Origin of the sequence: Hyunsoonleella flava (assembly GCF_004310325.1) — a bacterium.
GTDB classification, from domain to species: domain Bacteria; phylum Bacteroidota; class Bacteroidia; order Flavobacteriales; family Flavobacteriaceae; genus Jejuia; species Jejuia flava.
Genome location: NZ_SIRT01000013.1, coordinates 61,743 through 74,812, shown reverse-complemented (window position 1 = coordinate 74,812; position 13,070 = coordinate 61,743). Strand labels below are relative to the sequence as shown.

Genomic DNA, 13,070 nt, shown 5'->3' with positions numbered 1-13,070 from the left:
AATGAACAAAGTAGGAGTAATATTCGATTTAGACGGTGTTATTGTAGACACTGCTAAATATCATTTTTTAGCTTGGAAAGACCTTGCTGATGAATTGGGTTTTGAGTTTACCGAATCACACAACGAATTACTAAAAGGAGTAAGTCGCGTACGATCTTTGGAAATCTTGCTAGACATAGGTAAAGTTGAACTTTCTGAAGAAAAAAAGCAAGACTATCTAGTAAGTAAAAACGAACATTATCTAGAATATATTTATAAAATGGGACCTGAAGAAATTCTTCCCGGGGCAAGTCAACTTTTAGATGCCTTGGATGCTTTAGGGATACACTACGTTCTAGGTTCTGCAAGTAAAAATGCACCTTTAATTCTAAAGCAGGTAAATCTATTTAATCGATTTGCCGGAATAGTGGATGGCAATAGCGTTTCAAAAGCAAAACCAGATCCAGAAGTTTTTCTAATAGGTGCTCAAAAGCTAAATCTAAAGCCAGAACAATGTGTGGTTTTTGAAGATGCTATTGCAGGTGTTGAAGCTGCAAATAGAGCACATATGATATCGGTAGGTATTGGAGACGCAAAAACACTCCATGAAGCCGATTTTAATTTTAATAATTTAACTGAATTACCCCAGGATTTCTTCACTAAGGTAATTTCAGAAAAAATATCAAATAACAATGAACCAAGATTATATAAAACCAGATAGTTGGTCCATCATAGAAGAAGGGTTTGATGCAAATCGCATTAAATCTTCCGAGAGCTTATTTAGCATTGGTAATGGTGCTATGGGGCAACGTGCCAATTTTGAAGAACAGTACTCTGGTGCTACATTTCAAGGTAGTTATATCGCTGGTGTTTACTATCCCGATAAAACGCGTGTGGGCTGGTGGAAAAACGGATATCCTGAGTATTTTGCGAAAGTGCTAAATGCGCCAAATTGGATAGGCATTAACGTTTTGGTAAACGGTGAATCACTTGATTTAAACACTTGCAAATCAGTTGAGAATTTTAAAAGGGAACTAAACATGAAAGAAGGTTGGCTCTCGAGAAGTTTTAGCGCCACCTTACCAAATGGTATTCAGGTTGAAGTATTCACAAAGCGATTTTTGAGTTTGGATTTAGATGAGGTTGGCATCATAAATTATGAAGTAACACCTTTAAATGCTGATGCTGAAATTGTTTTTCAACCGTATTTAGATTCTGGTATTACTAATGAAGATACCAACTGGGATGATAAATTTTGGGACACCACCCATGTCAGTCATTTAAACAATCAGGCGTTTATTGAGGCAAAAACTATGAAAACGGATTTCCATACCTGTACGTTTATGGAATCGAAAGTTTATATTTCCAATAAGCCAATTATAGTTGAACATAATGTTACCGCAGACTCAAATCATGTATCGTTTAGTTATGCTTACCCTGTAAAGAAAGGGGAAATATATAGTATTCAAAAATTTGGTGGTTATACTGTAGATAGGTATCACGACAAATCTAAATTAGTCAAAGCCGCAAAACAAGCGTTGAAGACAGCTACTAAAAAAGGGTTTCATCAATTATTGGAAGGGCAAAAGAAAGCTTGGGCTAATATTTGGGAAATGGCAGATATTACCATTGATGGTGATGTAAAAGCACAACAAGGTATTCGCTTTAATATTTTTCAACTTAATCAAACTTATCTAGGTAAAGACTCTAGGTTAAACATTGGTCCAAAAGGGTTTACTGGCGAAAAGTATGGTGGCAGTACCTATTGGGATACCGAAGCCTATTGTATTCCTTTTTATATGGCCACTAAAAATCAAAATGTTGCACGAACGCTTTTAGAATATCGTTACAATCATTTAGAAAAAGCCATTGAAAATGCCGAAAAATTAGGTTTTAAAAATGGTGCGGCTTTGTATCCAATGGTAACGATGAATGGGGAGGAGTGCCATAATGAATGGGAAATTACATTTGAGGAAATTCATAGAAATGGGGCAATTGCATTTGCTATTTATAACTATCATCGTTTTACAGGAGACTACAGTTACATTCCAGAAAAAGGACTGGAAGTATTAATAGGTATCGCTCGCTTTTGGCAGCAACGTGCCACATACTCCAAAGACAAAAGCAAGTATGTTATCCTTGGGGTAACAGGTCCAAATGAGTATGAAAACAACGTGAATAACAATTGGTATACTAACTATTTAGCAAAATGGTGTATTGATTATACACTTGAGCAAATTGAAAATGTTGAAGAAGCATATGCTTCTGATTTTGCAAGAATTGCAAAAAAAGTAAAGCTTACCAAAAAGGAACTGGCACTTTGGAAAGCGGTTTCAGATAATATGTATTTTCCATATTCTGAAAAGCATCAAGTGTACTTACAGCAAGATGGATTTTTGGATAAAGAATTAATCTCAGTTGAAGATTTACCAAAATCGGAAAGACCAATAAACCAAAAATGGAGTTGGGACAGAATATTACGGTCACCATATATAAAACAGGCTGATGTATTGCAAGGGTTCTACTTTTTTGAGGATCAATTTACAGAAGAATCATTGGAACGTCATTTTGATTTTTATGAACCATTTACAGTTCATGAAAGCTCACTGTCACCCTGTGTACACAGTATTCAAGCTGCAAAATTGGGTAGAATGGAGCAAGCCTATACCTTCTACTTAAGAACCTCAAGATTAGATTTAGATGATTATAACCACGAGGTGCATGAAGGATTACATATTACATCTATGGCTGGCACATGGATGAGTATTGTAGAAGGCTTTGGTGGGATGCGGGTTAAGGATGGCAAGCTCTCTTTTTCTACAAAAATCCCAAAGCAATGGAAAGGCTATTCTTTTAAAGTGAATTTTAGAGATCATGTACTAAAAGTAAATGTTACCCAAGAACAGACTTATTTTGAAATGTTATGTGGTGAAGAATTAGAGATTTTATGTAATGATAAACCTTTGGTTCTGGAAAGTAATGTATTAAAAGCAGTGAGTTAAAAAATAAATTGTAAAAATAAAACTATTAGTATGAAATCATTTTTCATTATAAATATGATGTTGCTGTTGTCGCTATTCAATTGCAGTAACGCTCAAGAGTTCCAATCGCCAAATGGAGACTTTACTATGCGCTTTTCACTGGAAAATGATGGACAACCAACATACCAATTATCATATAAAAACCAAGAAGTGGTTAAACCAAGTCACTTAGGTTTAGAGTTGAAGGATGATAAGAAATCATTGTTAGATGGGTTTACAATCGTAGATACATCAACATCAACGTTTGATGAAACTTGGACGCCAGTTTGGGGTGAGGAAAGCCAAATTAGAAATCATTATAATGAATTAGCGATAAGCTTAAAGCAAAAAGAAACGGATAGACTAATGCTAATTCGATTCAGATTATTTGACGAAGGCTTAGGGTTCCGATATGAATTCCCTCAACAGGATAATCTCGTGTACTTCATGATCAAAGAAGAGAAATCTCAATTCGCTATGACAGGTGATCACACAACATTTTGGATTCCTGGAGATTACGACACCCAAGAATACGATTATACAAAGTCAAAATTATCAGAAATTAATGAGAAGTTTGATGATGCGGTTACTGGAAATGCATCGCAAGAACAGTTTTCAAAAACTGGGGTGCAAACGGCGCTGATGATGAAAACAGATTCAGGTTTATATATTAATCTACACGAAGCAGCATTGATAAATTACTCTTGTATGTCTCTTGATTTGGATGAAGAAACTATGGTTTTTGAGTCACACTTAACGCCAGATGCACAAGATAATAAAGCGTACATGCAAGCACCCTGTAATTCGCCTTGGCGTACTATTATGGTAAGTGATGATGCTCGGGATATTTTGGCTTCTAGAATGACATTGAATTTAAACGAACCTTGTGCCATAGAGGATACATCTTGGATAAAACCTGTAAAGTACATCGGTGTGTGGTGGGAAATGATTACTGGTAAAAGTTCTTGGGCTTATACAGATGAATTACCTGCGGTTCAGTTGGGTTTTACCGATTATTCAAAGGTGAAACCAAACGACACACATGCTGCCAACAATACCAAGGTAAAACGCTATATCGATTTTGCATCAGAACATGGATTTGATGGTGTTTTAGTTGAAGGTTGGAACGAGGGTTGGGAAGACTGGTTTGGGAAATCCAAAGATTACGTGTTCGATTTTGTGACGCCATACCCCGATTTTGATGTTGAAGAAATTCATAAATACGCAAAATCAAAAGGCGTAAAAATGATTATGCATCACGAAACGTCGGGTTCTACAAGAAACTACGAACGCCACATGGACAAAGCTTATAAATTTATGAAAGACAACGGTTATGATGCCGTAAAAAGTGGCTATGTTGGCAACATAATTCCTAGAGGCGAACACCATTACAGCCAGTACATCATCAATCACTACCAATATGCTATTGAAAAAGCAGCGGATTATGAAGTGATGGTAAATGCTCATGAAGCGGTGCGACCCACAGGAATTTGCAGAACTTATCCAAATTTAATAGGAAATGAATCTGCCAGAGGAACAGAGTTTCAAGCGTTCGGGGGTTCTAAACCCAATCATGTAACTATTCTACCTTTTACAAGATTAATAGGAGGTCCCATGGATTATACACCTGGTATTTTTGAAATGGACATCAGCAAGCTTAATCCAAATAACAATTCCCATGTAAATAGTACACTTGCAAATCAATTAGCACTGTATGTTACGATGTATTCTCCATTACAAATGGCAGCGGACTTACCAGAACATTATGAACAATTTATGGACGCATTTCAATTTATAAAAGATGTAGCTATAGATTGGGATAAGAGCATTTATCTAGAAGCAGAACCTGGGGATTACTTAACCATTGCCCGTAAAGAAAAAGGGGCAAGTAGTTGGTTTATTGGAAATGTTAATGGCACCACACCAAGAACATCAAATATCAAACTAGATTTCTTGGAAAAGGGCAAAACGTATAAAGCAACTATTTATGCTGACGCTAAAGATGCGCACTATAAAACTAATCCGCAGGCTTATACTATAAAAACCAAGAATGTTACGAGTAAATCTAAATTATCACTCTGGTCTGCTCCCGGAGGTGGTTTTGCTATTAGTTTAGAAGAAGTGAAATAAAAAGCCATTAATATGAAAGCTTACACAAAACATCAAACAACGACAAAACAGCTAATTTTTGTTGGGTTACTGTGCGTATTTACTATAACTTTATCATGTAAAAAGCAAACCAGTATGGCAACAGATGAAGATGGTGCAACAAATGCAATAGTTGAGAAAAATGATATTCAACGCATTGAGCCATTAAACTGGTGGGTAGGATTTAAAAACCCATCGTTACAGTTATTGGTACACCAACCAAATATTTCAGAATGGACTCCCAACATTTCATACCAAGGTGTTTCCATTGAAAAGGTGCACAAAGCCGATAGTCCAAATTATCTGTTTATAGATTTAAACATTGCAGAAACCACAAAACCAGGTCAATTTAACATTGTTTTCAAAAAAGAGAATAGTGAGGATTTAATTCATACTTATGAATTAAAACCAAGACAGAAGCCTGCCGATGATTTTATTGGTTTTGATAGCTCAGACGCTATTTATTTAATCACTCCCGATAGGTTTGCAAATTCAAATCCAGAAAATGATATTATGAAATCCATGAAGGATACTAGTTTAGATAGAACTGATGGCTACGCAAGACACGGTGGAGATATTAAGGGCATTACAAATAATTTGGATTATATTCAAGACTTAGGATTTACTGCAATTTGGCCATGTCCGTTGCTAACTAACGATATGCCACAAGGGTCTTATCATGGTTATGCGATTACAGATTATTATGAAATTGATCCTCGTTTTGGAACCATGGAGGATTATTTGGAATTATCATCCGAACTATCAGAAAAAGGCATGAAGTTAATTATGGATCAGGTGGCTAACCATTGTGGCGTAGAACATTGGTGGATGAAAGATTTTCCATTTAAAGATTGGATAAACCACCAGGAACATTATGAGAATAATTATGAGAATTGGGAGGGGAGCAAGGCGATTAAAACTAATCATAGGAGAACAACTAATCAAGATATCTATGCTTCCAAAAGTGATAAAAGAAACATGAATGAAGGCTGGTTTGTTTCTGCTATGCCAGATTTAAACCAGCGCAATCCATTTATGGCAAACTATACCATCCAAAATAGTATTTGGTGGATTGAAACTGCAAATCTTGGTGGTATTCGTCAAGATACTTATCCTTATCCTGATAAAGATTTTATGAGTCGTTGGGCGGGAGAAATCATGAATGAGTATCCAAATTTTAATATTGTTGGTGAGGAGTGGACGAGCAATCCACTACTGATTGCCTATTGGCAAGAGGGAAATGCTAATAAAGATGGCTATAATTCCAATTTGAAATCCCCAATGGATTTTGCGATGCAGGAAAAAATTGTAAAAGGTATAAATGAAGATGAAGCATGGAGTACAGGGCTTATTGAAATTTATAGGGCATTAGCCAACGATTTTATTTATGCGAGTCCAAAGGATATTATGGTGTTTCCTGATAACCATGATATGAGTCGGATTTTTACGCAATTGCATGGTAATATAACACATACGAAAATGGCATTAAGTTATATTTTGACATTACCTAGAATACCTCAAATATATTATGGTACTGAAATTTTAATGCACGATTTTGATAAACCTGGAGACCATGGTTTGATTAGAAGCGATTTTCCTGGAGGTTGGCAAGGTGATGCGATAAATGCATTTACAGGCGAAGGATTAAGTTACGAGCAAAAAGACATGCAGTCCTTTCTTAGAAAAATATTGAACTATAGAAAAGGAAGTAAGGCAATTCATGAAGGGAAAACAGTTCATTTTGCACCAGAGGATGCAGTATACGTACTTTTCAGAATTGAAGGAGATGAAACCGTAGTGCACATCATGAATAAAAATGATGCTCCTGTTGAGTTAGAATTAAGCAGATTTGAAGAAGTAGGATTAGAAGGAAAAACCTTGAAAAATATTACAACTGATGCTGAGGTGGTTTGGAAAGATAAATTTGTTTTAAAAGAAAAAGGTACAACCCTTTTAACAACAAAATTATAGACATTCATGGATGCTAAGCGCTATTGTCTTTTATTGTTGATCGCTTCTTTTTTGTCGTGTAAAAACACATCACAAAATGAACATAAAGAGAGTTTAGGAAGGGTTGATAAAAACTTTCAACCATATAGTAACGCTCAACTATCAAGTGGAAAACTAATGCGGTTGGATAGCTTTCCTTCAAAATATGTTACACCAAGACCTGTAGATGTTTGGTTACCAGAAAACTATTCTGAAGATAAAAAGTATGCAGTCTTGTATATGCATGATGGACAAATGCTGTTTGATGCTACGTCTACATGGAATAAACAAGAATGGAAAGTAGATGAATGGGCCTCAAAATTGATGAATGAAGGCAAAACAAAGAACTTTATTGTTGTGGCCATACATAATATTAAGGAAGAGCGTTGGCAAGATTTATTTCCAGAAAAGGCATTTGCCAATTTATCTGATGAGAATAAAACGCTTATAAATCAGCAAAAAAATCATATTAAACAAGGCAGTAAGCTTAATGGTGATAACTATTTAAAATTTCTGGTTGAAGAAATAAAACCAATAGTTGATTCTGAATTTTCAGTTTATAAAAACAAAGAAAACACCTTTGTAATGGGATCAAGTATGGGTGGTTTAATGAGCATGTATGCCATTTGCGAATACCCTAATGTGTTTGGTGGAGCATCCTGCATGTCTACACACTGGCCAGGAGCGCAACCTATTGAAGATAATTCATTACCGAAGGCAATATTAAGCTATTTAGAAAATAAGTTGCCCAATCCTTCAAACCATAAAATTTACTTTGACTACGGTACGGAAACGTTGGATGCTTTTTATCCACAATATGCGCCAATGGTTAACCGTATTTTAATATCGAATGGGTATTCTGAAGAAAATTATAAAAATGAAAAATTTGAAGGTGCAGATCATTCCGAAAACTCTTGGAACAAAAGATTAAATGTGCCTTTAACATTTTTACTAGGTCAACACTAAAATGAAAAAAAACATATACATTTTAATAGCATTGATGATGGTCGGATTAAGCTGTACAAAAGAAAAGAAGGAAGTTACAACAAAAGTAAGCGACATTAAAATAGCCAAAAAAAAACATGTAGTATATCAAGTCTTTACACGTCTATTTGGCAACACCAATGCCACCAACAAACCTTGGGGAACTATTGAAGAAAACGGCGTTGGTAAATTTAACGACTTTACTGAAAAGGCGTTAAGTGAAATTAAGGATTTAGGCGTGAGCCATATTTGGTATACCGGTGTGCCACACCATGCTTTAATTAACGATTACACAAAATACGGTATTACAAACGACGACTCAGATGTGGTGAAAGGTAGGGCAGGTTCACCTTATGCCGTAAAGGATTATTACAATGTGAATCCAGATTTGGCCGTAAACATTGAAAATAGATTACAGGAGTTTGAAGCTCTTATTAAACGCACACATAAGGTAGGAATGAAAGTCATTATTGATATTGTACCAAATCATGTGGCTAGAAATTACAGAAGTATTTCAAAACCTGAAGGCGTAAAGGATTTTGGGGAAGATGATGATGTTTCTGTCATGTATCATAAAAACAACAATTTTTATTACAATCCTGATGAAGCGTTCCAAGTGCCTGAATGGAAAAACGGGTATTCTCCTTTAGGTGAGGAAAAACATCCTCTTGAAGATAATGAATTTCCAGAGCAACCAGCAAAATGGACAGGTAATGGGTCACGCCTATCGCAACCAGATATGAACGATTGGTATGAAACCGTAAAGGTGAATTATGGAATATCACCTGACGGCAGGAAAGATTTTGATGAATTGCCTGAGGGATTTGAACATAAAGATTATAAACTTCATTTTGATTTTTGGAAGGATAAGGATGTGCCAGATTCATGGATTAAGTTCAAGGATATTGCATTGTATTGGCTAGAAAAAGGTGTGGATGGATTCAGATACGATATGGCGGAAATGGTACCTGTTGAGTTTTGGAGTTTTATGAATTCATCTATAAAAATGAAAAATCCAGAAGCCTTTTTACTGGCTGAGGTTTACAATCCATCGCTGTATAGAGACTATATCAAAAAAGGGAAAATGGATTATCTATATGACAAAGTTCAGCTGTATGATACTATTAAACACATAATGCAAGGTCATGGAAAAACTGATAACATTCCCCCAATTCTTGATGACTTAAAAGATATTGAACATCACATGTTACATTTTTTAGAAAATCATGACGAGCAGCGTATCTCAAGCGCTGATTTTGCAGGAAATGCTGAAAAAGGTAAGCCTGCTATGGTGGTTTCGGCAACTTCAACAACGTCGCCTACTATGATTTATTTTGGTCAGGAAGTAGGGGAAGATGGTTCTGAAAATGCAGGTTTTGGTACGCCAACGAGAACATCAATTTTCGATTATGTGGGCGTGCCTGCTCATCAACGTTGGGTAAATAATAAGCAATTTGATGGTGGACAATTATCGGAGCATGAGAGGCATTTAAGGGATTTCTATAAAAGGCTTTTAAACTTCACAATTAATAGTGAAGCCTTGGTAGGTGCATATCAAGATATCCATCAATTCAACAGGGGAAATACGGAGAATTATACAGATAAAGTATTGTCATTTGTACGTTGGAGCAATAATGAGAAATTAATTATTGTTTCAAATTTTGATGATGATAATAGTTACAAGTTTGATTTGAAACTTCCGAAAGCTGTTATTGAAAGCTGGGAATTGACTAACGGTGATTATCAAGTTGAAGACCAATTGTACAATACATTTAAGTCTACTTTAAAGGTTGAAAACGGATGGGGTAGTATTAAAATTAAAGTTAAACCGCTTGAGTCTTTTATCTTAAAATTGAAATAAAACCATGAAGAAATACATAGTCATTTCATTACTAGTTTTAGTTTTTTTTAGTTGTGAAAACAAAAAAGAAGTCCCGGTAGAAAAACCTGAAACACCGTTTGTTTGGGAAGGTGCAAATATTTATTTTTTATTAACGGATAGATTTAACAATGGAGATCCATCAAATGATGTAAACTTCAACAGGACTTTAGAAACTGGAAAGCTTCGAGGGTTTGAAGGCGGAGACATTAAAGGTGTTACCCAAAAAATTAAGGAAGGTTATTTTACCAATTTAGGCATAAATGCCATTTGGATGACCCCAATTGTAGAGCAAATACACGGCGGTACTGATGAGGGCACAGGATTGACTTATGGTTTTCATGGGTATTGGACAAGCGATTGGACGTCAATTGATCCTAATTTTGGTACACGAGAGGATTTAAAAGCTTTAGTTGAAACGGCACATAAAAATGGTATCCGCATTTTATTAGATGCTGTTATAAACCACACAGGGCCAGTTACAGAAAAAGATCCATTATGGCCTGAAACTTGGGTGCGAACTGAACCCCAATGCGATTATCAATCCTATGAAAATATGGTGACTTGTACCTTGGTTAAAAATCTTCCTGATATCCGTACTGAAAGCAATGATGCCGTAGAGTTGCCACAACAACTTACCGAAAAATGGAAAGCAGAAGGCAGATATGAACAAGAGGTTGCAGAATTAGATGCGTTTTTTAAAAGAACGGGACATCCAAGAGCACCACGGTTTTACATTATGAAATGGCTTAGCGATTACATTATCGATTTTGGAATTGATGGCTATCGCGTAGATACCGTAAAACATACCGAGCCTTATGTATGGCAAGAATTTAAGGAAGTTTGTGATAAAGCCTTTGCTGAATTTAAAACGAATAATCCAGATAAAGTTTTAGATGATAATGACTTCTATTTAGTTGGTGAAGTGTATAATTATGGTATTTCTGCTAAAACCGCGTTTGACTTTGGAGATAAAAAAGTCAATTATTTTGATAAGGCTTTTGATGGGCTTATCAATTTTGAAGCGAAATGGAACGCAGCGCAAATGCCAATTGATGAATTCTTCAAGAAATACTCAGATATTCTAAATACAGATTTAAAAAGCTATAGTGTTTTAAATTATTTAAGTTCCCATGACGATGGGCAGCCTTTTGATCCATCCCGAGAAAAACCTTATGAAACCGCAACGAAGTTGTTATTATGCCCTGGAGCGTCACAGGTGTATTATGGTGATGAATCTGCACGTTCGCTTGTTATTGAAGGTACGCAAGGAGATGCAACTTTACGTTCTTTTATGAACTGGACCGAATTAGAAAAAAATAAAGCTATCCTACAACATTGGCAGAAGTTAGGTCGATTCAGAGCAAGCCACCCAGCAGTTGGAGCTGGTATCCATAAAATGATATCTAAAGAGCCTTATGTGTTTGGTAGGACGTTTGTAAAAGACGATTTTAAAGATGAAGTTTTAATCGCTTTAGCTTTGCCTAAAGGCGAAAAAACGATTGACGTTACAGCTGTTTTTTCTGATGAAGATGAATTATTCGATGCGTATTCTAATAGAATAGTAAACGTTGTCGACGGTAAGGTTACACTGAATACTCCTTATGAGGTGATACTCTTAGAAAAAATTAATTAGTACTTTTATTTAGATTTTAATAAGACACTCGTTTTTAAGTTGCCATTATAAGTTATTACCATTTTGGCAGTATCATTCTTTGTATCGCCAAGATACTTTACTTTCAATTGTAAGTCTTGTTTGTTTTTAATCAGTTTTAAACTGTAATCATCAAGAAGTTGAAATGTATCAGCGTGTTCACCTTCAATGATTATTGAGTTGATAAAGCACCCTGAATTGCCTCCTTTGTTTTTAATTTTTATAGATGCTTCTTTACCAACAGGGACACATTCGGTTTCAGAATGTTTTAGTTCGCTAGGGATAATACTACTTCCCTTAGGCGCATCACTATTATAAACTTCCATGTTGTGTTGACGGCCACCGCCTCTTTTGGGAGAGCCTCCTGCGATATATATGCCATTTCCCGAAACAATAGCTTGCGTGCCATGTCTTGGATAATGCATATCAGCTTTTCTAGACCACGCTTCGGTTTTAAGATTGTAAGCTTCAACTAATTTGTAGGCTGGCCCTTTTTTAGCGCCTTCACCACCCATTACAAACAATTCATTACTAAAGAGCGCCACACTTGGTGCTGCCCTTGGTGTCGGTAAGGGATAGTTCAAATGAGTCCAACGATTTGTTTTAAAATCATAAACATCAACAGGAGCAATTAAAGGTTTAAATACACCACCCTCTCCTCCTGAATGTCGACCACCAAGTGCATAAATTTTGTTATCTGCCACAACACAACTAAAATGGTCTCTGGCATGTGGCGCATTTTCTAGAACCGTCCAACTATTGGTTTTAGGATTATATACATCAAACCAATTTACATAACCGCCATTATGTCCTTTGGTATTGCCTCCAACCAAATAAAATTTATCATTATATAAGGCTAAACCAGCACCACCGCGACGTCTGTCTTTTGGTATTTCAGGACCTTTAATCCACATTTTTGTAGGTGGAAAATAAAGCCAAATGTGGTCTGCTGGAATCTCATTGGGAAATGTATTGGTTTTAAAACTGCCAATTACCCAAATAAACCCCTCGTAAAATGTGGCTTGAAAATGATTAAATTCTTTTGGTGCATTGCCGCCTTGAGACCATGTGTCTGTTTCAAAATTATAAACATCAAGTCGTTGTGCTTGCTCTCGTCCTCCAAACATGATGAATCTGTCACCTGCCTGAACAAAAGAGCATTCATGTCTAGCTACGTAATTTTCACTTTCATTTTTATCAATCCATTGGTCGGTTTGCGCATTGATATGCGGGCTTAAGCAAATTAGTAAAGTTGTAAAAAAATAAAGAAAGGATGTTTTAAAATGCTCCATTGTAAAACCTAAAATATACAAGCTTAAATGTAGTGAATTGTTTAAAGCTAGAATTAAGAAAATGATTATTCATGATAAAAACTATATTGATGTCATTTTTTTATGAATTGTTTTTTAATTTGGAC

8 protein-coding genes are annotated in these 13,070 nt (G+C 35.7%); 7 read left to right on the top strand and 1 reads right to left on the bottom strand.

Annotation, left to right across the window (positions count from 1 at the left end):
* Position 1: 1 nt before the first annotated feature.
* From pgmB to EYD45_RS13785, 7 genes are all read left to right on the top strand, one after another.
* Positions 2–700, top strand: coding sequence for a beta-phosphoglucomutase (gene pgmB / locus EYD45_RS13815; protein ID WP_130965148.1), 699 nt, complete (start codon positions 2–4; stop codon positions 698–700).
* Positions 672–2,981 carry a glycoside hydrolase family 65 protein gene (locus tag EYD45_RS13810; protein WP_130965147.1) on the top strand — a complete coding sequence of 770 codons (2,310 nt, stop codon included), beginning with the start codon at positions 672–674 and terminating at the stop codon, positions 2,979–2,981. The genes pgmB and EYD45_RS13810 overlap by 29 nt, the downstream gene beginning before the upstream one ends.
* A gap of 30 nt (positions 2,982–3,011) precedes the next feature.
* Complete coding sequence (locus tag EYD45_RS13805) at positions 3,012–5,129, top strand: glycoside hydrolase family 97 protein (RefSeq protein WP_130965146.1); 2,118 nt, start codon at positions 3,012–3,014, stop codon at positions 5,127–5,129.
* A gap of 114 nt (positions 5,130–5,243) precedes the next feature.
* Positions 5,244–7,118: a glycoside hydrolase family 13 protein gene (locus EYD45_RS13800; protein ID WP_233702659.1), complete on the top strand. Its 1,875-nt coding sequence runs from the start codon at positions 5,244–5,246 to the stop codon at positions 7,116–7,118.
* Positions 7,119–7,124: 6 nt separating this feature from the next.
* Entirely contained in the window at positions 7,125–8,102 is a 978-nt protein-coding gene (locus tag EYD45_RS13795; RefSeq protein WP_130965144.1) for an alpha/beta hydrolase, read from the top strand.
* A gap of 1 nt (position 8,103) precedes the next feature.
* Positions 8,104–9,981 carry an alpha-amylase family glycosyl hydrolase gene (locus tag EYD45_RS13790; RefSeq protein WP_130965143.1) on the top strand — a complete coding sequence of 626 codons (1,878 nt, stop codon included), beginning with the start codon at positions 8,104–8,106 and terminating at the stop codon, positions 9,979–9,981.
* A gap of 4 nt (positions 9,982–9,985) precedes the next feature.
* Entirely contained in the window at positions 9,986–11,635 is a 1,650-nt protein-coding gene (locus EYD45_RS13785) for an alpha-amylase family glycosyl hydrolase (protein ID WP_130965142.1), read from the top strand.
* Positions 11,636–11,640: 5 nt separating this feature from the next.
* Here the strand turns inward: EYD45_RS13785 and EYD45_RS13780 are convergent, their stop codons facing one another.
* A complete protein-coding gene (locus tag EYD45_RS13780) occupies positions 11,641–12,945 on the bottom strand; it encodes a Kelch repeat-containing protein (protein ID WP_130965141.1) in 1,305 nt (434 codons plus the stop codon).
* Positions 12,946–13,070: the final 125 nt, after the last annotated feature.

Bases quoted from the DNA above. Each gene is read 5' to 3' on its own strand.
- EYD45_RS13780 (WP_130965141.1), bottom strand. From the start codon at position 12,945: ATGGAGCATTTTAAAACATCCTTTCTTTATTTTTTTACAACTTTACTA.
- pgmB (WP_130965148.1), top strand. From the start codon at position 2: ATGAACAAAGTAGGAGTAATATTCGATTTAGACGGTGTTATTGTAGAC.
- EYD45_RS13805 (WP_130965146.1), top strand. From the start codon at position 3,012: ATGAAATCATTTTTCATTATAAATATGATGTTGCTGTTGTCGCTATTC.
- EYD45_RS13810 (WP_130965147.1), top strand. From the start codon at position 672: ATGAACCAAGATTATATAAAACCAGATAGTTGGTCCATCATAGAAGAA.
- EYD45_RS13795 (WP_130965144.1), top strand. From the start codon at position 7,125: ATGGATGCTAAGCGCTATTGTCTTTTATTGTTGATCGCTTCTTTTTTG.
- EYD45_RS13790 (WP_130965143.1), top strand. From the start codon at position 8,104: ATGAAAAAAAACATATACATTTTAATAGCATTGATGATGGTCGGATTA.
- EYD45_RS13800 (WP_233702659.1), top strand. From the start codon at position 5,244: ATGGCAACAGATGAAGATGGTGCAACAAATGCAATAGTTGAGAAAAAT.
- EYD45_RS13785 (WP_130965142.1), top strand. From the start codon at position 9,986: ATGAAGAAATACATAGTCATTTCATTACTAGTTTTAGTTTTTTTTAGT.